This is a genomic window from Flexivirga meconopsidis (assembly GCF_026162425.1).
Taxonomy (GTDB): Bacteria; Actinomycetota; Actinomycetes; order Actinomycetales; family Dermatophilaceae; genus Flexivirga; species Flexivirga meconopsidis.
On record NZ_JAOBQJ010000001.1, the window covers coordinates 70,445 to 89,252 of the forward strand.

The 18,808-nt window shown below is 67.1% G+C and carries 27 protein-coding genes; 10 read left to right on the forward strand and 17 right to left on the reverse strand.

Annotation, left to right across the window (positions count from 1 at the left end; translation table 11 throughout):
- The 3 genes from N2M23_RS00355 to N2M23_RS00365 are packed head-to-tail and all read right to left on the reverse strand — an operon-like array spanning window position 1 to window position 1,939.
- Entirely contained in the window at window positions 1-630 is a 630-nt protein-coding gene (locus tag N2M23_RS00355) for a maleylpyruvate isomerase family mycothiol-dependent enzyme (RefSeq protein WP_265442480.1), read from the reverse strand.
- The gene (locus tag N2M23_RS00360; protein WP_265442481.1) at window positions 617-1,090 is read right to left on the reverse strand and encodes a MarR family transcriptional regulator; all 474 of its coding nucleotides are present in this window, start codon (window positions 1,088-1,090) and stop codon (window positions 617-619) included. Before N2M23_RS00360 ends, N2M23_RS00355 begins: the two co-directional genes overlap by 14 nt.
- 27 nt (window positions 1,091-1,117) lie before the next feature.
- Window positions 1,118-1,939: an enoyl-CoA hydratase/isomerase family protein gene (locus N2M23_RS00365; protein WP_265442482.1), complete on the reverse strand. Its 822-nt coding sequence runs from the start codon at window positions 1,937-1,939 to the stop codon at window positions 1,118-1,120.
- Window positions 1,940-2,139: 200 nt separating this feature from the next.
- Between N2M23_RS00365 and N2M23_RS00370 the strand changes: the two genes are divergently transcribed.
- Entirely contained in the window at window positions 2,140-3,159 is a 1,020-nt protein-coding gene (locus tag N2M23_RS00370) for a phosphotransferase enzyme family protein (RefSeq protein WP_265442483.1), read from the forward strand.
- Here the strand turns inward: N2M23_RS00370 and N2M23_RS00375 are convergent.
- Together N2M23_RS00375 and N2M23_RS00380 are read right to left on the reverse strand one after the other, a co-directional pair.
- Window positions 3,105-3,560 carry a hypothetical protein gene (locus N2M23_RS00375; RefSeq protein ID WP_265442484.1) on the reverse strand — a complete coding sequence of 152 codons (456 nt, stop codon included), beginning with the start codon at window positions 3,558-3,560 and terminating at the stop codon, window positions 3,105-3,107. The two genes, N2M23_RS00370 and N2M23_RS00375, sit on opposite strands and share 55 nt — an antisense overlap.
- Complete coding sequence (locus N2M23_RS00380) at window positions 3,551-4,114, reverse strand: RNA polymerase sigma factor (protein WP_265442485.1); 564 nt, start codon at window positions 4,112-4,114, stop codon at window positions 3,551-3,553. The genes N2M23_RS00375 and N2M23_RS00380 overlap by 10 nt, the downstream gene beginning before the upstream one ends.
- A gap of 106 nt (window positions 4,115-4,220) precedes the next feature.
- On the opposite strand from N2M23_RS00380, the gene N2M23_RS00385 reads away from it, so the two are divergent.
- From N2M23_RS00385 to N2M23_RS00415, 7 genes are all read left to right on the forward strand, one after another.
- Window positions 4,221-4,730 carry an Asp23/Gls24 family envelope stress response protein gene (locus N2M23_RS00385; RefSeq protein ID WP_265442486.1) on the forward strand — a complete coding sequence of 170 codons (510 nt, stop codon included), beginning with the start codon at window positions 4,221-4,223 and terminating at the stop codon, window positions 4,728-4,730.
- Window positions 4,720-5,031, forward strand: coding sequence for a hypothetical protein (locus N2M23_RS00390; protein WP_265442487.1), 312 nt, complete (start codon window positions 4,720-4,722; stop codon window positions 5,029-5,031). Before N2M23_RS00385 ends, N2M23_RS00390 begins: the two co-directional genes overlap by 11 nt.
- A complete protein-coding gene (locus N2M23_RS00395) occupies window positions 5,028-5,318 on the forward strand; it encodes a hypothetical protein (RefSeq protein ID WP_265442488.1) in 291 nt (96 codons plus the stop codon). Before N2M23_RS00390 ends, N2M23_RS00395 begins: the two co-directional genes overlap by 4 nt.
- 73 nt (window positions 5,319-5,391) lie before the next feature.
- A complete protein-coding gene (locus N2M23_RS00400) occupies window positions 5,392-5,565 on the forward strand; it encodes a DUF2273 domain-containing protein (protein ID WP_265442489.1) in 174 nt (57 codons plus the stop codon).
- Window positions 5,558-5,947, forward strand: coding sequence for a hypothetical protein (locus N2M23_RS00405; RefSeq protein ID WP_265442490.1), 390 nt, complete (start codon window positions 5,558-5,560; stop codon window positions 5,945-5,947). The genes N2M23_RS00400 and N2M23_RS00405 overlap by 8 nt, the downstream gene beginning before the upstream one ends.
- Window positions 5,944-6,474, forward strand: coding sequence for a DUF6286 domain-containing protein (locus N2M23_RS00410; protein ID WP_265442491.1), 531 nt, complete (start codon window positions 5,944-5,946; stop codon window positions 6,472-6,474). Before N2M23_RS00405 ends, N2M23_RS00410 begins: the two co-directional genes overlap by 4 nt.
- Window positions 6,471-7,163 carry an Asp23/Gls24 family envelope stress response protein gene (locus N2M23_RS00415; RefSeq protein WP_265442493.1) on the forward strand — a complete coding sequence of 231 codons (693 nt, stop codon included), beginning with the start codon at window positions 6,471-6,473 and terminating at the stop codon, window positions 7,161-7,163. The genes N2M23_RS00410 and N2M23_RS00415 overlap by 4 nt, the downstream gene beginning before the upstream one ends.
- A gap of 83 nt (window positions 7,164-7,246) precedes the next feature.
- On the opposite strand, the gene N2M23_RS00420 is transcribed toward N2M23_RS00415, so the two are convergent.
- Window positions 7,247-7,768 (reverse strand): M23 family metallopeptidase, encoded by a 522-nt coding sequence (locus tag N2M23_RS00420; protein WP_279671309.1) that lies wholly within the window; start codon window positions 7,766-7,768, stop codon window positions 7,247-7,249.
- Window positions 7,769-8,058: 290 nt separating this feature from the next.
- Here N2M23_RS00420 and N2M23_RS00425 point away from each other — a divergent pair, with 290 nt between their 5' ends.
- Window positions 8,059-9,009, forward strand: a complete 951-nt coding sequence (locus N2M23_RS00425; protein ID WP_265442494.1) for a phosphotransferase family protein — start codon at window positions 8,059-8,061, stop codon at window positions 9,007-9,009.
- Window positions 9,010-9,057: 48 nt separating this feature from the next.
- Here the strand turns inward: N2M23_RS00425 and N2M23_RS00430 are convergent, their stop codons facing one another.
- On the reverse strand, window positions 9,058-10,269 hold the full coding sequence (locus N2M23_RS00430) for an MFS transporter (protein ID WP_265442495.1): 1,212 nt from the start codon (window positions 10,267-10,269) through the stop codon (window positions 9,058-9,060).
- Between the two features lie 76 nt (window positions 10,270-10,345).
- On the opposite strand from N2M23_RS00430, the gene N2M23_RS00435 reads away from it, so the two are divergent.
- A complete protein-coding gene (locus N2M23_RS00435; RefSeq protein ID WP_265442496.1) occupies window positions 10,346-10,663 on the forward strand; it encodes an ArsR/SmtB family transcription factor in 318 nt (105 codons plus the stop codon).
- Window positions 10,664-10,699: 36 nt separating this feature from the next.
- Here the strand turns inward: N2M23_RS00435 and budC are convergent, their stop codons facing one another.
- From budC to N2M23_RS00485, 10 genes are all read right to left on the reverse strand, one after another.
- The gene (gene budC / locus N2M23_RS00440; RefSeq protein ID WP_265442497.1) at window positions 10,700-11,512 is read right to left on the reverse strand and encodes a meso-2,3-butanediol dehydrogenase; all 813 of its coding nucleotides are present in this window, start codon (window positions 11,510-11,512) and stop codon (window positions 10,700-10,702) included.
- Between the two features lie 26 nt (window positions 11,513-11,538).
- Window positions 11,539-12,462, reverse strand: a complete 924-nt coding sequence (gene bla / locus N2M23_RS00445; RefSeq protein WP_425270183.1) for a class A beta-lactamase — start codon at window positions 12,460-12,462, stop codon at window positions 11,539-11,541.
- A gap of 32 nt (window positions 12,463-12,494) precedes the next feature.
- Complete coding sequence (locus N2M23_RS00450) at window positions 12,495-12,680, reverse strand: hypothetical protein (protein ID WP_265442499.1); 186 nt, start codon at window positions 12,678-12,680, stop codon at window positions 12,495-12,497.
- Window positions 12,681-12,730: 50 nt separating this feature from the next.
- Window positions 12,731-13,096, reverse strand: coding sequence for a winged helix-turn-helix domain-containing protein (locus N2M23_RS00455; RefSeq protein ID WP_341870568.1), 366 nt, complete (start codon window positions 13,094-13,096; stop codon window positions 12,731-12,733).
- Complete coding sequence (locus N2M23_RS00460; protein ID WP_265442500.1) at window positions 13,093-13,536, reverse strand: hypothetical protein; 444 nt, start codon at window positions 13,534-13,536, stop codon at window positions 13,093-13,095. Before N2M23_RS00460 ends, N2M23_RS00455 begins: the two co-directional genes overlap by 4 nt.
- Before the next feature lie 199 nt (window positions 13,537-13,735).
- Complete coding sequence (locus N2M23_RS00465) at window positions 13,736-14,188, reverse strand: SRPBCC family protein (protein ID WP_265442501.1); 453 nt, start codon at window positions 14,186-14,188, stop codon at window positions 13,736-13,738.
- Window positions 14,175-14,522 (reverse strand): ArsR/SmtB family transcription factor, encoded by a 348-nt coding sequence (locus tag N2M23_RS00470; protein ID WP_265442502.1) that lies wholly within the window; start codon window positions 14,520-14,522, stop codon window positions 14,175-14,177. Before N2M23_RS00470 ends, N2M23_RS00465 begins: the two co-directional genes overlap by 14 nt.
- Window positions 14,523-14,534: 12 nt before the next feature.
- The gene (locus N2M23_RS00475; protein ID WP_265442503.1) at window positions 14,535-14,888 is read right to left on the reverse strand and encodes a VOC family protein; all 354 of its coding nucleotides are present in this window, start codon (window positions 14,886-14,888) and stop codon (window positions 14,535-14,537) included.
- Window positions 14,889-15,697: 809 nt separating this feature from the next.
- Window positions 15,698-16,981 (reverse strand): hypothetical protein, encoded by a 1,284-nt coding sequence (locus N2M23_RS00480; RefSeq protein WP_265442504.1) that lies wholly within the window; start codon window positions 16,979-16,981, stop codon window positions 15,698-15,700.
- 758 nt (window positions 16,982-17,739) lie between these two features.
- Complete coding sequence (locus N2M23_RS00485) at window positions 17,740-18,798, reverse strand: PD-(D/E)XK motif protein (protein ID WP_265442506.1); 1,059 nt, start codon at window positions 18,796-18,798, stop codon at window positions 17,740-17,742.
- Window positions 18,799-18,808: the final 10 nt, after the last annotated feature.

An 18,808-nucleotide genomic window follows, 5' to 3' on the forward strand; every position in this document is an offset into this window, starting at 1 on the left:
TCATCTTCTCAGCAAGGGCACACCGGGTCCGCCGAGTTCGTCCAGCGCGACCGACCGGCCGGTGACCGCCATCGCCAACGCTTCCAGCGGGCCGGCGGCCTCTGCTCCGCTCCCGGCCGCCCAATCGGCATCGGTCGCCCGAAGCCGCACGCCGGCAAGGTGTTTCCGCTGCACCAGGCCGGGGGCAACCCGCGACGAGGTCAAGTAGTCCAGCAGCGTCATCCAGTCCTCCGCCGGCACGGTGCTGGGCAGCGCCAGTGGCCGGGCGACATCGCGTAGGTGGATGCAGGTTTCGGCAAAGGGACCCATCGGCCCCACGCGCGGAGGGTCCACCCGGTCGTGCGCATGCTCGCGGAGCAGCGCCACCAGCTCATCGGGAGACCGAGCAGCGAGGCGCCTCGTGAAGTGATCGACCGTTGCGGCCGTATCACCGCGATAACGGACCGAGGCGAGAAGGAAGCGGCCGAATCCGACAAGCATCGGCTGCAGCAGGTGGGCGGCCAGGTGGTGCACCGTCCAACCGGCACACAGCGTCGCCGCTCGCCACTGCTCCGGCGTGAGCGAGTCCAGCAGATCGGCGAATGCCAACCGGTTGCGGGTCGTCCGGTCATAGATGTCACGCGCGATCATGAGCTTGCGCCTCCCCATGGCGAGATCGCTCGTGTATGTCGGCAGCCAGCGACGCGAATACCCTTTCTGCTAAGGCAATTTCGGCATCGGTGAAATCGGACGCCATCGCCGACAAGGCCTGCACCTCGCGGCGGTGCAACGTCTCGTAGGACGCGGTCCCTCGACGGGTGAGCCGGATCAACATCGAACGCCGGTGCGCCGGGTTGGCAACCGCCTGCGCGTCACCTGCGTCGATGAGGGTGTCAACGACGCGTTGGACATTCTGCCGGGCCAGCGACAGCTCCTGACCGATCTGCGGCACCGTCGATGGCCCCGCTGCATGCAGGATCTCAACGACTGCCCGGGTCGCTACGGTCCACCCCAGGGTGCGCACGTCACGCTCGACGATGCGCGCCGAGTCCAACACGATGGGCCTGGCCAATCGCACCAGGCCGTACACCGCTTCGCCTCGATCACTCATGACATCAATGATGTCATGTTCGTGTGATCAGCGCCAGGGGAACTCCGGCGCCCGCCGCTCCTTGAAGGCGGAGATGCCCTCCTGTGGATCGCCGGACTGCACCATCACGCCCTGCCACTCTCGCGCGGTGGCGACCGCGCCCTGCGGCCCGTCGACGCCATACGTCGCGGCGGCGTCGACGATGGCTTTGCCCGCGCGAATGCTGAGCTGCGAGCGCGATTTCATCGTCTCGAGCAGTGATGCGAGAACGTTGTCGAGCGCGTCCGGCTCGGCGATCTGGTTGACCAGTCCGATCCGCCACGCCTCGTCGGCCAGGATCAGCTCGCCGGTGAACAGCAACTGCTTGGCGTACGCCGGGCCGACCGCCGCCACGAGACGACCCGTCGTACGCGGCGGGTAGTAGACCCCGATCTTGGCCGGGGTGATACCGAACCTGGCGGTATTGCACGCGATTCGCAGATCGCACGCCAGCGCCAACTCGACACCCCCGCCGACGCAGAAGCCGCGAATCGCGGCCACGGTCGGCTTCGGAAAAGCAGCCAACGCCTCCTCAGCCCGCTCGGGCGCGGACAGTGCTATCCCGGATTCATCTGGAGGCAAAGGAGATTCGATGCCTAGCGTGTCGACCAACGACGTGATGTCAGCGCCGGCGCAGAAGTGCTCCCCCGCGCCGGTCAGCACGACCGCGAGGACGGATGGGTTCTGTGCGAGCTCGGCGAGCAGTGGCGGCAGGGACTCCCACATGCGGGTGGTCATCGCGTTGCGCTTGGCCGGATTGTGCAAGGTGATCGTGGCGACGGAGCCCTGCACCGTCGTCTCCAGCCGACCGCCGGCCTCTTCGTTCGTCACCGCGCCAGACCTCTCCTCGACCGTTCGGTCGCCAACCGACCGCCCGGTCAGTCAGTGCGACACTGCCCGCACGCTGGCGGGCGCTCGCCGAGAGTACGCCAGCGCCAGCGACGCCCGCCCGCCCGTCTCATGTCGATTGCGGCGCCGCCCCAGTCGTGGAGACGCACCGGAATCGGCTGAAATCATGATTGATTGGACCCGTGACAGCGCCGGCCGTGCACATGCTCTGGGAGGACAAGGACCCGCTCGAGGTCCTCGTGACGAAGTTCGGCTTCGCCGACGCGCGTGCCGCCGAAGCTTGGGTGACCGCGACGCTGGCCGAGACCTACGAGATCGCGGTCGAGCGCTGCGATCGCATCGTGCTGAGCAGTCACAACACGCTGGCCTGGGTCACAACCACAGAGGGCCCGATGCTGGCGAAGTGGTCGGTGGCGGAGGGCTACTTCCCGCGGCTGACCGCGCTCGCCGAACTCACCGCCGAGCTCGGTGCGCGTGGCTTGCCCGTCTCGATGCAGGTCCCGGCGCGGGACGGCCGGCTACAGGTCGAAATCGCCGGCGTCTCAATGGGATTGCAGCGCACGGTCGCCGGTGGCCTGCTGGAGGTCGAGGATGCGAGTCAGGTGCGCGCGGCCGGCGCGACGCTCGCCAGGATGCATGAGGCGCTCTCGTCATACGGGCCGCTGGAGGGGGTCGAGCCTTTCCGCCAAACGCTGCGCGAGCAACTGACCGGTTGGCTCTCCATAGCGCCCGATCACCTGCCGGCCGACGCCCTCGACCGGCTGCGGGCGCTGCTGTCCGCCGCGCACCCGGACCTGCCACCGATGCAGCTCGTGCACGGCGATTATCGCTCCGCCAACATCCTGTATGACGCAGGCCGCGTCACGACAGTCCTCGATTTCGAGGAGGCCCGCATCGACCACTGCATCGGCGAACTCGCAAGATCCGCAGTGCTTCTCGGCACCCGCTACCACAACTGGGGTCCGGTGACGCCGGACGTGCGCGCGACGCTGCGCGCCGGTTACGAGTCGCAGCACCCGCTCACGCCGGCCGAGGCGAGCTGGTGGGAGCCGCTGGTGCTCTGGTATTCGCTGCTGCTGGTGCCGGCCGGCGACGACCCGACCGGCTGGGCCGCGGCCGCAGCGGCGACCGTGACGAGTCAGACGGGTCAGCCGTCCGCGAGTAGATCGGTGACCGACACGTCGATCGGGAAGTCGTCGTAGCCGAGCAGCCCGGCAAGGATCGCCCGCGCGCGGTCGCGACGGTGCTGCGCGACCTGCCGCAGGTCGGGTCCGTACGCGGCCACCAGCTGCATCGCGAGAGCGGTCAACCGGCCGTCCGTGACGGTGAAACTCACGTTGTCCAGCGCCGACGCGGCGTCCGCAGGCAGTTCCTCGCGCAGCGCGCGACGCAGCACCCGGGTCGAGACGGACGTGGTCGAGCCGTCGGAGTCCTGATCGATCCCACCGGCGGCGCGGGTGGTGACCAACTCGGCAGGTGTGATCGCCGTGCGGACCGTGCGCAGCACATGCGCACGCTGATCTCCGGGCCAGACCGGCTCCTCGCTCCGCTTCAGCGCCGCGGTGGCACGGGACAACGGATCCTCGGCTTGGTTCATCGCCACGAGTTCATCCTTTCGGCGAGGGCCCGGCGGCCCCGGTAGAGCTGCCCGCGAACGCTGTCCTCGGGGATCGCCAGGGCCTCTGCGATGTCCCGGTAGCTCAGTCCGTCGATCTCGCGCAGCAACCAGATCGCGCGCTGCCGCCACGGCAGTTCAGCCAGCGCCCGCCGGAGCGCCGTCACGAGTTCGCGATCCAGCGCAGCCTGCTGCGGGCTGCCCGCGGCAGCGGGCAACAAGGTGCTGAGCACGTCGTCGTCGACCGGTGTCGGCGTCCGCCGACGTTGCAGATCCGCGGCCCGGCGGGCAGTGAGCCGAAACAGCCAGGTGCGCAGACTCGACCGACCGGCGTATGACGGCAGGTCCTTCCAGGCCGACACGAACGCGTCCTGCACCACGTCCTGCGCGTTGGCGTCGTGCAGCAACAACCGGCGTGCGAAGCGATACATGGCCGGCCCGTGCCGGTCGACGATCTGCTCGAACGCGTCCTCGTCGCCGAGCCGGGCGGCGCGGGCCAACTCGACGTCCGGGCGTTCCGGAGCGCAGTTGTCGTTTCGCACCGTGCCATCCTGACCGATCACAGAATGTGACGTAGATCACCGTGAGGTTTCGTCCAGTCGGAACGACCAACCAGTATCCGATTCAGCGCCGATGAAAGGACTGCCCATGACTCAGACCCCGAACCCGACCGGCACCCACCGCGCCCAGGACGAGGACACCTCGCCCACCAAGCGCAGCGAGCGGGAGGGCAACGGTCAGGTCGAGCAGCGCGCCGACGGGCCGCTGGTCACCTCCAAGGGACGCACCTCGATCGCCGACACGGTGGTCTCCAAGATCGCCGGTGTCGCCACCCGTGAGGTCTCCGGTGTGCACTCGCTCGGCGGCGGCGCCGCGCGGGCGGTCGGCGCGATCCGCGAGCGCATCCCGGGCTCGCGCACCAACCACTCCCAGGGCGTCAGCGTCGAGGTCGGTGAGCGCCAGGCCGCGGTCGACATCGACCTGGTCGCCGACTACGGCGTCGCCATCGCCGACCTGGCTGCCGGTGTGCGCCGCAACGTGATCGACGCCGTGGAGAGCATGACCGGTCTGCAGGTGACCGAGGTCAACATCACCGTGCACGACGTCTTCCTGGACGACGGCGACGACAGCGACAACGGACAGTCCCGTGTCGAATGAGTCCTCATCGGACACCACGCGTGACCTTTCGGAGCTGATCGCCGCGCGCGTCCAGGACGTGCGCGGCGTCCAGGGGCTGCACGGTGGCGCGTTCGGGCAGGTGGGCACCTACCTGCCCGGGCGGCGCGTCACCGGCATCCGCCGCGGCGACAACGGCTGGGACATCCACGTGGTGCTCGCGGCCGGTGCACCGATCGCTGCGACCGCTGACGCCATACGGGCCGCGGCTCGCACGGCCGGCGCCGAAGGCCCGGTGGACGTGGCGGTCGAGGACATCGCCGACCACGCCGACTCGGCATGACCGAAGACGTCTGGTCTGCCGAGCGGCGCCGTGTCGCGCGGCGGCTGCATCCGGACCTGGGCGGCGACCCGGACGACTACATCGCCGCCATGCAAGCGCTCGAGCAGCGCCGCGCGGCGGCGATGGGTGCGTTGCACCACGGCGCCGCGGGTATGACGGTGGCGCACACCACCACCGGCGCCCGAGCCGTGCGGCTGGTCGCCGGGCGTGCTCGCTCGGTGACCACCGCCGTACGACGGCGCATCCCCCGCGGCTGGCCCGGCGCTCGCCGCTACGGCCAGCTGTGACGGCCCGTTTCCGACGGATCGCTCGGACCAGGCACCACTCGACGTTCGTATCGCACGAAGGAGATTTCTTCAGATGACTGCCTCTACAACCGGCTTGTTCGCCGGACTGCTGCTCACCATCGCCATCGTGGCCGGCGGCTGGGTCGGCCTGCTGTTGGCGATCGTGCTGGGCGGTGGCGGCTACCTGGTCGGCGGTCATGTCGGCGGTGAGCTCGACCTGACTGCCCTGTGGAACCGCCGTGGCTGAGCAGGACGCCGCACCCGCAGACACCGCCGAACTGGGCGACCCGGCCACCCGCGGCCGGCTGGAGGTGCGCACCGGCGCGCTCCAGCACCTGGTCGAGCACGCCGCCGCCACCGTCCCCGGCACGGTGACGCAACGATCCGGGCTGGACCGGCTGCGCGGCCGCGGCTACCCGCACGCCGACATCACCGTCAAAGGGTCGACCAGCTGGGTGACCCTGCACGTCGCCGCGGTCTGGCCGTGTGCGGTCGAGCAGATCATGACCACGACCCGTGACCGGGTGCAGGCGAAGGCGACCGAGCTGTCCGGCACGACGGTCGCCGAGGTGGATGTGGTGATGCATCTGGTGAGCGCCGATCCGGGTAACGAACGGAGGGTCGTATGAGCAAGCTGCCACCTCCCCAGGCGCGACCGGCCGCGGCATACACCGCCGCCCTGCTGGCGCTCGGGCTGATCGGGCTCGGTGTCGTCGGGGTGCAGGAGTTGCTGACCCGGCAGGACTGGGTCAGCGGCAAGCCGTGGCTGAGCACCGTCATCGACAACGCCCAGCACGCGACGCCGGCCTCGTGGGCGCTGCCCGCCGGCATCGCAGCGGTCGTCGTCGGTCTGATGTTGCTGTTTGCGGCGGTGAAGCCCCGTCGGGCGACGCACCGCCGCGTGCCGGGCACCGACGACGCGTGGGTCTCCCCGGCAGCGCTGGCCACGATCGCAGCTGTCGCCGCGCGCAGGACGCCCGGTGTGGTGAGCGCCGACGCGCGTCATACCCGCCGCCGGATCCAGGTGTCGGTGCAGGCGGACGCCGACCGGCAGCTGGACGGCATGGACCAGGCGGTGCAGCGACAGGTCGAGAGTCAACTGGAAGGGCTGAGTGACATGCCGATATCCGTGCGCAGCCGGCAGGTGACGCGATGAGCCGGGCACCCTTCCGATTTGACCGATTCGCAACGGGATTCGTCGGCCTGGTGCTGATCGCCGGCGGCCTGCTGCTGATCGACTGGAAGCAGCACATCGTGCGCAGCGACTACCCGCGCCGGCTGCAGCTCGGCCGGCTGGTCGAGTGGTCGCACTCCGACTGGTGGCCGTGGGCGACCGCCGCGGCCGGCGTCGTGCTCGCGCTGCTCGGTCTCTACTGGCTGCTGGCGCACCTGCGCCGGGCCCGGGTGCGTTCCTTCACCGTGCCGGCGACCGGCGACGGGAAGGGCACCGGCATGCTCACCGTCGAGGCCGGCCCGCTGGAGTCCGTGGTCGCGCAGGAGCTGATCGACCACGGGCCGGTGACCGGCGCCAACGCCAAGACCGTCAACAGCCGGCGTGGCCGGATGGAGCTGGTGACCGCACCGCTCGACGACCGTGCCACCGGCGACACGGTGCGGGCGTCCTACGAGCGGCTCGCCGGTCAGATAGTCGACGCGTTCCCCGGCACCGGCCTGCAGACGCGCCTGGTGCTGGACAAGCCGCGCCGCACCCGTGGCCGCCGGTCCGCGCTCGGCGGTCCGGGAGTGGTGACGCCCGCGCCGGCGCCTCGCGCGGACCTGACGAAGCAGCCGAGCGACGGATCGCCGGAGCGGTCGGTCGTCCCGGTGTCGGAGCAGTCCGGCTGAGACGGGTCGGGTCTACATCAACAGACCTCCGGGCGGCGCGCGACTCCCGTCATACGCGCCGCCCGGAGGTCGTTAGGCGTGGGTCAGGGCCACAGGTTGGGGTTCTTGTCGGTGCCGTAGCCGCCGTAGCGGGGACGCCGCTCGAGGTGCAGGTGGGGACCGGTGGTGTTTCCGGTGTTGCCGGAGTAGCCGATCAGTTGGTTGGTGGCGACCCGCTGCCCGTCGCTGACCACCCGGCGCGACAGGTGGCAGTAGCCCCAGTCGGACCCGTCGACGTTGTCGTTGATCAGGATCATCGTGCCGTATGCCGAGCCCCAGTTGGCCCGGCCGGTGCGCACGTCGCCGCCGATGGTTGCGTAGACCGGCGTGCCGATCGGGCAGCCGATGTCGACACCGGTGTGATAGCCGGCCGCCCAGTTGCCGGGCTGGCGCCACTGGGCGGTGATCGGGTGCGCGGTCGGGTTCTTCACCGGCCGCACGTATGACGCGGCCTGCGCCTCCGGCGCGATGGCGATGCCAGCGACAGTGAGGCCGGCGACCGCTGCACCGCCGGTGAGGATCAGTCGTCGACTGGGCAGGTTGGACGATTCCTGACGGTCTGTCATAAGAGTTCTCCCGCTCTCCGTGTCTGGTCACGTTCATGCCTGGCAGGCACGGCACCGAGCGTTGCAACGGCCACTGCGAAACCGCTGCGAAATCGCACTCCTCCTCACGCAGCCGTCCACAATGTGATGGTGGACCCACTGATCGCGCACCGCGTCTGGTTACTCGGTCAGGCAGCAGGCGACGCGCCCGCGAACACCGTCTATGCGATTGCCACGCTCGCGCCCCGCCTCTTGACCAGTGCGCGGCCCGCAGCGGGTGCGGTGTCGGGCACGCCGGGCACGCCCTCAGGATGACCTCGGGTGTGGGCGACTGGCGGGAGGGCGACTTCCGCCAACGGGCGCCGTCGCCAGGCTCGCTCGCCTGGGTCGCGGAGTCGATGGGCCCGGGCGCGCAGGTCACCGATTGCCGCCGTCTGACGGGAGGCGTCTCCTCTGCGGTGCACGAGGTCATCGTGGACGTGCGCGGTGCGCGGACTCTCGTCATACTCCGCCAATATCCGGGTGGCCTCGGCTTGCATGAGACGCTCGCGAACGAGATCGCCAACCTCGAGTTGGTCGCGGGGAGCGGCCTGCCGGTCCCGCGCGTGCTGGCCGCAGATGCTGCCGGTGAGTCGACCGATGGTTCCCCGTCGCTGCTAATGACCCGGCTTCCGGGGCGGGTCGAGCTCAACCCGACCGAACCCGGCTCCTGGCGGACGAAGATCGCCGAGCTCGCCGCCCTCGTGCATTCGCTCGATCTGCCCGCCCCAACCCTCCGGCCCTGGGCGGATTCCTGGATCGCTCCGCTTGCCGAGTTGCGGGTGCCTGCGGACGCACAGCGGCCGGGCGTATGGCGAGCGGCGTTCGATGCGATGGCCGCACCGCCACCGGAGGACAGCGCGGTCTTCCTGCACGGCGACTTCCTGCCGGTCAATCTCCTCTGGTCGCACGGGACCATCACCGGGCTGACCGATTGGAACGGCGTCCATCGCGGATCGCGCGCGGTCGACCTCGGGCACTGCCGTCGCTATCTCGCCGCGCTCTACTCACCGGAAGCATCCGAAGATCTCCGAGCGCGCTACGAGTCGATCACCGGAGTCGCGCTCGATCCATGGTGGGACCTGTTCGCGTTGCTGCACCACGACGACAGCCAGCCGCGATGGATCCGCCGCCAGGTCGCCGGTCGTCGTCCGGTCGACTCTCGGGGTATGACGGTGCGGGTGGAGACCGTCGTCGAACGGACACTGCGTCGCCTCGGCTGAGACTCGATGCCGAGAACGTCGCGCCGGTGACCTGTCAAAGCTCGTCGTCTACCCGTCAACCAGTGGATGGCGTCGCTGACGGGTGACGCGGAGCAAGACGAGGGCGAGCACACAGGCGACGCCGGTGCCGATGGAGAAGATCTCGACCGCGTGGATCAGGCCCAGCGGGATGGCAAGGAAGCCGATGCCGATGACGGGTAACGCAACACCGGCATACATGACAACGTAGAAGCTGGAGAGGACGTCCGCGCGTCGGTGATGAGGTGCGACGGCGTTGGTGTCGGCGAGAGACCCGGCGAACGCCATACCTTGTCCGACGCCGGCGAGCACGGTCGCGACGAAGACGACTGTGACGGAGCTGGTCTGCGCGGCCGCGATGATGCCGCCGAGGCCGGCGATCAGCAGTATCAGCCCGCCGGTTTGGGCCCGCGTGGACCCCAGTTTGGGTAGTGCGGTTTGGGCCGCCGCGGAGCAACCGAGCATGAGTGCGACGATGCCGCCGGCCAGCAGCAAGTTCTGTGTCTGTGTGAGCTGGGCGAGGTAGGACGGCATCAGCGCCATGAACAACGCGGTGACTGCCCAAGCCAGGAAGGCCACCACCGAGGCGACGGCGAACGTGCCGCGGATGGCGGCCGGCACCGAGGGGCGCTCTGGTCGCCAACGCTTGCCGGTCGAGGCGGTGGGCGGGAGGAAGCGCGCCAACCCAACGAAGGCGACCAGGAGCAGCCCGATCTCGACCAGGTAGGGCAGCACCCGGGGCGCTGGAGCGTATTCGGCGAGCAGGCCACCCAGCAGCGGCCCAGCGGCGCCACCCGCTGCGGTAGCAATTGAACCGACGAGTGCGGCACGTTTGTGCCGGCCGCCCGGTTCGGTATCAACGAGCGCGGCGGTGGCCGTGCCCTGGACGGCGCCGAGCGCAATCCCTTGCACGGCGCGGGCGGCGAACAGCCAGGCAACGCCGTCCGCAACCGCGAACAGCGCTGAGGCCAAGGCCGCGACCAGGACCGCGGGAAGCAGCACCCGTCGGCGCCCGACCACATCGGACAGCGGACCGAAGATGAGCAAAGAGGGGATCAGCACGATCGCGTACGTCGCGAAAATCAGCGTCACGCCCAACGGCGCGAACGAGAAGACCCGTTCGTACGTCGGGTACAGCGGCGTCGGGAGGTTGGTGCCGATCAGGAGCGCGGCCAGCGCGAAGGTCGCGGCGGCGAACGGCCACGCACCCCGGTGTCGCGCTGTGGTCAGGGACGGAGGCATTGCGGTAGACACAGTCCTCGACTCTGCCATATTTCCAAATATTTGGAAATATGGCAGAGGTGATAATCTCGGGGACATGTCACGGACCGACCTGCGCGAGCGGGCTCAACACCCCGCCACTGCAGCGCTCGAGCTGGCGACCGTGATGCGCACTGTCGGCGATCCGATCCGGTTACAGATCGTGCGCACTTTGGCCGACGAGCGCCCGCGGGCCTGCGGCGAACTGTCCGACCTGTTGGGCCTGCCCAACTCCACGCTCTCCTACCATCTCCGGCTACTCCGCGACGCCGGTCTCACCCGGACACTGCCGCAGGGCGCCCAACGGTTGACGGCGCTGCGCCGTGAGGACCTGGATCAGCGTTTTCCAGGACTACTCGAGGTCTTGACCCAGTAGCGCGGGGCATCCGGAGTTCCTGCAGCCCTGGCCGGATCACCCGAGATGTGGATTGCCGCTGGTGGCGCTGGTGCCGCCGTCGGCCGGGATCTGCGCGCCGGTGACGAGACTGGCGTCGTCACTGGCCAGGAAGGCGACCACCGCCGCGACCTCGGACGGTTGGCCCGCGCGCCCCAGCGCGACCCGGTTGCGGATGCCGTCGCGCACCACGTCGTTGTCGAGCAGCGCGGCCTGCTGCTCGGTGTGCGTGACACCGGGGTGCACCGCATTGACTCGGATGCCGTCACTCCCATAGTCCAGTGCCATGGTGCGCGTCAGGTTGCCGACCGCGGCCTTGCTGGCGCTGTACGCCGGCATACCCCACTCGCCGCCGAGAGCGGCGACCGAGCCGACGTTGACGATGCTGCCGCGCACGGCTCGCAGATGCGGCAAGGCAGCGCGGGAGGCAAAGAAGACCCCGTCGAGATTGGTTGCCATCACGGTCCGCCAGGTCGCCGAGTCGATCTGGTCGATCGGGCCGGGGCCGTATGTCGCGGCATTGTTGACGAGGGTGTCCAGCCGTCCATGCCGTATGGCGACGGCTTCGATGGCGCGGGAGATCTCCTCCTCATCGCTCACGTCGGCGACCACGCTCTCGATCGTCGACCCCTGCCGCTGCGCGGCAACCCGATCGAGCTTGGCCTTCGTCCGGCCGACGATCGCGACGGTCGCTCCCTCGGCGGCGAACCGGTCGGCAGCCGCGGCCCCGATCCCTTCACCGCCGCCGGTGATCACGACGACCTTCCCCCGGAACCTGCCGTCCGTCGGCGTCTTGTCCATGGTGTGTCTGTCCTCTCGACTCTTCGTCATACGTTTCGTCTGTCATTGGTTTTTCGTCATACGGGATTGGGGACCAGCGCCGAGACGGCGATGCGAGCCGCGTCCGCGACGGTGCGGTAGCCGGCGGCGGGGTCACGTCGCTGGGGTGCGGTGTAGATGCTGACGATCAACGGGGCGCGGCCCGGTGGCCAGATCACCGCGACGTCGTTGATCTCGCCGCGACTTCCGCTGCCGGTCTTGTCGCCGACCGGCCAACCGGTCGGCAGCCCAGCGCGGATCGAGGTCGCCCCGGTCTTATTCGCCTTCAACCAGCCCACCATCCGGTTTCGGCCCGCGGCTGCGAGCGCTCCGTCACCGAGGGTCAGTGCGTGCAGGTCGGTTGCCATGTGAGCCGGGGTGGTGGTGTCCCGTACGTCGCCGGGCGCGCTGACGTTGAGGTCGGGCTCGGTGCGATCGAGGCGAGTGACGGAGTCCCCCAGGGTGCGGACGAACTCGGTGACCTCCGCGGGGCCGCCAGCAAGTCGCGTCAGCAGGTTCGCCGCCGTGTTGTCACTGCGCGTGATCGCCGCGTCGCACAGCTGCGAGACCGTCATGCCGTCGGCGACATGTCGCGAAGTGACCGGTGCGTACTCAAGCAACTGGTCGCGGCCGTAACGGACCCTGCGTCTCAGCAAACCCGGTTGCTGCTGGTCGCGCTGCAGGATCGCGCCCACGACCAGCAGCTTGTGCGTCGAGCACATCAGGAATCGCTCGTCGGCGCGGTGGGCCAGCCGTCGCCCGGTGCCGGTGTCCAACGCCGACAGTCCGAGCCGCCCGCCGAACCTGCGCTCCAGAGCCGCCAACTCCGCCGATGCCGCTAACGCCGTGGACGCGGCGCCGGCCGAGGCTGACGGCCGCGGCTGGGAGGTGCCCGGTGCGCAGCCGGCCAGCAGGACTGCGCCGAGCGGCAGACTGGCCGCGAGCGCTGAGCGCCGAGCTATGGGCCGTGCGTTGTCTTCGGCACGGCCGGCCACTACTTGCCGGCTGCGGTGATCACAGCGGCGCGCCGGATCCGACGCCGCCGTCGTACGGCGCGATCGGCGCTCGTCGTCGCCTGATCGGGCGATTGCCCCTCGGCGATCGCCTTGTCGTATGCCTTCTGGTGTGCCCGGTCCTCGCGGGCTTGTCGCCGCAGCTTCCGGTCCTTGAACCAGCCCATTGCGCAACCTTCCTCTTCGGTGAACTTGCTTCGATCGATCTGGCTTGTCGCTACGCCCCGTCGCGTCGCAGGTCGGCGGCCGCGGGCATCTCGGTGCCGGCCTGACCGGAGAACGACGTGACCGACGTGGTGGTGATGGCCCGCAACGCCGCGCAGTGTTCGCCGAACGCCGCGTTGCCCTCGGGCGTCAGCGACAACCAGGTGCGGGGGCGTTTGCCGACATACCCCTTGCGGACGTGCACGTAGCCCGCGTCCTCGAGCACTCGAATGTGTTGGGACAGTAGGGATTCGCTGACTTCGAGGGTGTCTCGCAGCACCTTGAACTCGGCCTCTCCGGTGGCGGCCAGGGCGGCCATGAGCGAGAACCGCACGGGGGTGTGGATACGGCTGTTGAGCCGGTGGCGCGGGTGGGTCATCGGCGTACTCGCAGCCAGGCACGGGTCGCCTCGACGAATGCGGGCGAGGCGACTACGACACCCATCAATGCCCACCAACCCACCGCGCGACCCAGGTATGTCGGGCCGAACCAGAAGACGCCCGTCGAATACAGCACCACCCACGGGATCAGCCACCGCCGGGTGTCGCGACTACGTGCCGGACGAACACCCTTGCCGCGTTTCCACGCGAAGATCACGACCGCCCAAGCCACTGCGACCACCGCGAAGGCGACGCCGGCCCAGTTACTGCGAACAAGCGGCAGCCAGGTCACCAGTGCGACCGTGACCACGGCGTACACGGTCATCATCGCCGGATACCACCGGCCGCCCTGCCGGATCCTGGCCTGCACGCTCGCGGCACGCTCCAGCATCGAGCTGGTGTCCTCCGGCATCATCACGCCACTTCCAGGAGCAGTCATTACCCGTTGACTTTAACGCCGCTAAAGTACCTGCGCAACGTGCACGTCGGCGGTGATCCGTGTCGATCCCGGCGACGACAGTGATGTCTTCGGGAAGAGGATCGAGCAGTGCTCACTGCTCGGGCCCCTTCTTGTCGGTGGAATCTGCTGACATGCGTCAGCACGTGGTCTGTAGTGGTGCGGGTCGATACCGGTGCGGTCACCCCAGGTGTTGGAGCAATTCGCCCAATCGCCGCAGGACGTGGCTGCGCCAGCCGCCGTTCATGAACTTCCGGGCAAGCTGTTGGGTGGGGTCGTCGAGATCGAAGCCCGCGTGCTCCAGGAACAGGCGGGTGCCTTTTCCCTCGGGATGCAGCATCCAGGTGACGGTGGTCGCCATCCCGTCGGGCTGTTCGGCGTCAGCCCAGCTGATCCGGAGCATCTTCCGAGGCCGCAGGTCGAGCACCTGACACGCGATCCGTCCGGAGAAACCGGTCTGCGCGACCGGACGCGCCCAGAACGCGAACCGGTGTCCCACGATGGGTTCAAAGTCGTTGGGCATCAGCCACTGCGCCATCAGCTCCGGCGTCGTCAGGGCACGCCAGACCTTCGACGGCGGGTGTGGGAAGAACTGGTCGACCTCGATCCGGGTCAGATCTTCATGCGTGGTCATCATCGTCCATCTCGTCGAGGACACCGCCGAGGGCGGTCATCCGGTCGCGCCAGAAGCGCTCGTATGGAGTGAGCCAGTCGATCAGCTCTGCCATCGGCTCTCCCGTGACGCGGTAGAAGCGGTGACGGCCTTCCTGGCGCTCCTCTACGAGTCCGGACTCGCGCAACGCCCGAAGATGCTCGGAGACGCTGGGGCGGGCCATGTCGAATTTCCCCGCGAGGTCCCCAGCGGTGTGCTCACCGCCGAGGAGTGCGTCGAGAATGTCGCGACGAGTGGGGTTGGCGAGTGCGCCGAACACCTCGTCCAGCGGACCGCTCTTGAGACGGCGAGGCAAAACCGGGCGCCCTCAGCCCTGCAGGGCGTAGCTGTTGCCGTCCGGGTCCGAGAAGGTGGCCTGCCGGCCCCACGGCATGTCGATCGGTCCGTCGACGACCACACCGGCCTCCCGCAGGCGTGCAACGTCGGCATCGAGGTCAGAGCTCTCGAACAGGGTGCCCTGTCCACCGCCGGCGCTCATGCCGGGGAACGGCTTGTGTAGGACGAGGGTGGTGCCGCTCGGTGCACCGACCTCAAGCCAGCGGTTCTCGCCGAAGGCCTGGTCTGTCTTCACCTCGAGCCCGAGCGCGTCGACATAGAAGTCGCGGGCACGGACCTGGTCACCAACGAACACGGTCACGGTCTTCACAGTGTTGATAGCCATGCCTGATGATAAGTAGGAAATTTCCTACGCGTCAACCAGGGTCGTGCCACCCACGGGGCCGCCCAGCTGCCGCGCTGGGACGGTGTCGCTCCCGAGCCCAAGCGCAGCGGCCTTCACCTCAGGTAGTGGCGCGTACTTCGCATTGCGCGCCTCCGGGCGACGGACCCGGTCGTCAACCTCGACGGCGACCGTCCCGTCCCATTTGTCGAGATGCAGCGAAGATGAAACGAGGCATGCGTTGAAGATTGAACGAAATCGGCTCCGGAAAAGCCGGTGCTTCATCTAGGCGCCAGTCTGCGTGTCGCCTTGACATTCACACATTGTGTGTGGCCCACGGGGGACTGATCCTGCGTCTTAACTGGCTAGCTTGTCGATCGTCGGCAACTCTCCGCGGCGCAGTGCAAAGAGCAGGAGCGCTTTACGCACCGTCCTTTCTTCACCTTTGGATAGTGCACGATAGTCCAGATATGTGTGACCGGGTGACCGTAATTCTCCAGGAGTGGGGTTGACAGCCGTATCATCTATCGCCCTGATTGATTCGTCATGCGCTTCCTGCGTCGTCACCGCCCAGACTCCTAACGACGGCGTCTTGGCGTGGTCTTGATGCCAGTCCCGCGAACTCTGTGGCGTGACGCCGGGAGCGCTTGACCGCGCAAATGATGGGCATCTGGCGTCCACGGTCGACGGCCCGAAGGCATGGGATGCCGGTGTCTTCGCGACTTCGTCCCAATTGTGACGGGTAACTTGTCGGAACAAAAGTTCGTCGCTTGGCTGCACGACAATTTCTTGTGGTAGGAGCACGGGCTTACTCACGACAACGCCTCGATGACGGCTCTCGTGGCGGCTGCCAGGTCAGACGTCTCGAGTTCGCTCGTCGAACGTGGTTCAAGCACGAAATCATGGACATAGATGTCGCCAGCAGATGATATTTCCGCACTCAGCACCTGTCCGGATGACGTCCATTCCACGAGGACTCCACCATCGATCAGAGGAAATAGGCCCGCGCGCGGCGCGTCCAGGAACTCATCCGCGATCGCTCGAAGTAGCTCTCGTGCGAGCTCGATCGCAACGAACGCGATGGGGTACCCAAGACCGGATTCCTCGTCCCATCCCCGAGGCAGACTTGCGAGTTCGACGATCCGTCGGCTCCACTGTTCGTCTGCCACCTCGAGCAACTCAACTTCCCGAGCTTCAAGAATCCTCGACAGGCGTTCCCCTTCCCACGCCATCCGACCGACTACACGGATCACTGGGGCGTGCGCACTTGAGTTGAGCACTGCCTTAAGATCCTCAGTCATCTCCTCAGATTTATAACGCCCGTGAACGTCACCAAACAGAAGCGTCCGAAGCGTGTAATTGCGCCGATCCGCATCTAGAGCCACGAGTCGCCCGGCCACGCTGTTTTGATCGTGTATGCGCTTAGGCTTCGGGGGAGATATAAGGCTGTCGATCCGCTTGATGAGAGGCTCTATCCGCTCAGTCCTTACCTCGGGAGAGATGACCACTGGTGGCGCATCAGGGGCTCCAAATTTTGCTTCTTCTCGACCATGGAGAGAGGATCCGAATTCTCTAAAGGCCGGGAGTATTGCGAACCGCATGTAATCTTCGCGAGACAATGCGGGCGCTGCTTTCAATTCTACCCTTCCAGCATGAGTGGTGTTAGCCGGATCGGTATCCGGATTACGGTTTTCACCACTCAGTATCTCATCGTCACGAGCCTCTGGTGCCAGTAAGTCAAACATCGGGCCGGCCAAATTCTCAACTATTCCGCGAAATAGCGAATCGACCTCGTCGCGTCCGCGGTCAAAATAGCTATCGTACGCCGAGGCCCGGTGCTCTAACGTTGAGACCGCACTTCCGTCACGTATCTCAGTAATCGCGAGGTCGAATTCCTCCGCGAAGCCATCCGGAACAGGGAGTTTCGGATGGTCCAGAGTCCAAGCGTGCTGAGCTGCCTCCAAGAGGAGTGATCGATACCGTTCCAACTCGGCAAGAGCGTCGATTGGTAGGCGGCCACCGCGGAAGCGCTCACCTGTCAGGGTGAACTCGGAGAACGCCGTTTCGTCGGTGCTTCCATCTTGCGGGGTCGACACGACTGCAACATACTGCACTGCGCCCTCAAGCCGCCTATGACCGAAGTCGACGAGACCTAGAGTCTTGCAGCGCCAGCGCAGTGCATTCGCCGCTCCGTGACAGCGAGACGCGACTCTTCGAGAGAGACGCCAACGGCGGGCTTGCGCAGGGCCGTGCTCATTTTGGCGACCATGTCTCGCTGATCGACGGCGGGTGATGACTTGAAACCGACTCGTTCGTAGAGTGGCATCATGCCCGTTCCGCGGTCTGCTCGAGCCCGACTAGCTGCCCCGCTTGGCCAGTCGGCGTCCCCCAGCCTGCGCGCATGGCACACCTTACCGATTGGCGTCGAAATCTGGGCTCTCTACTCGACTCGACTCGTGGAACATTTGCGCAGTCTCGCAGACGTTATCGAGGCCCGCCCTGACTCCAACGCGGAGTACCGCACACTTCAGAACTGGGTCACATAAAACGGATCCAGCATCTACACCTGGCATGTTTCGAACACGGACGCTCCCGTGGGCGATTCGACTTGCATGCCGAAAGTAGAGGTCACTCAATATTGCGTCGACCCATGATCCGGGTTGCCTAGGATGTCGCGGCGCGATGCATTAAGTACTTCCATTGGGTATCCCGCGAGTTCGTCTTTTGGTTCCGGATGTGGCCCTTACCTCCCCGTGGGTGAAGTCATTTCGTGTGCAAAGACCTGCGGTTTGTCCTCGTCGAGCCCCTTTTCGGGTCCATCTCTTCCGCGGCCGTCCTGCAGGAACACGTGCTGCTATTGCGGCAAGCCAAGGATGGCGCGAGCCACAGGGTTCACCCCAGGGATGGGGTTATGTGCGCTAACTGCACCCGGCAGATTGATGCGGAACGTCACTGACTGCAGTTCGACATGGTGACGCTCGGCGACGTCCTCGCGGCGGAGTACCTCGATGTCTGGATCGCCCATATCGTAGCCGCGCGCGAAGGCCGTCGAGAAGGTGGTGGTGAAGGGCGCGTCATTGCTCATGGTGGGGTGGTTGTAGCCAATGCCGGACTCAGATCCATAGGCGGCTACGTTCGACAGGAACTGGCCGATCAGCGCCTGATTGCCCGTGGCGTCCAGTCGGTCCACGACTCGCTGGGCCAGCATCGGCACGCTGAATGAGCTATTGGAAGGTTCGGAGACCTGCAGGCCGATACTGACCAACAGCAAGCGCTGTTCGCCGCCACCGTCGTCGGGGTCAGCCGGCTCGATCTGGTGGACCCCTTGGATCTCGTGCGTCGAGTTGGTCCGGCTCGTGGTCTTGACCTCGACGCCGGTCGCATCCCACACAAAGTCGCGGGCAGAGCGGCGCCAACCGTACCAAGAGTTGACCACCTGACCGACGAACTGGTCGTCCGCCTGGCGGCACATCGCGACGAGGAGCAGCAGTTCTCCGGCGAGGCCCAGCATCGCCGACTCTGAGAGTTGGAGGCGCTGGATGGCTAACTCGACGATAGGTTCGGTAGCTCCAAAGGCGGCTTCAAGGTCCTGGTCAGCGCCGTTGCGTAACAGTTCGGTCGCGATGAAGGCGCAGACTTGGTCGAAGTGTCCGAAAGCGGGCAGGAGCAGCCGACTTGCGGCCAAAGGTGCGCCAGCAGCCCGGTGCCACTCGTGGTGCTGGAGGACTCCTCTGACGGTCAACGTGTGGGGGCGAAGTTCCTCCCCAGCGAGGAAGAGCTCCAGCCTTCCAGCCTGGTCGCGCGCGACGCCGATTACCTCCCCGTTGGTCACCCAGGAGACGTCTCGAACATCACCTGTCGTAGCGCGATGTACACCCGCAACGAGTTGGAGGATGTCTTCGTAGCTGGTCATGTGGACACCT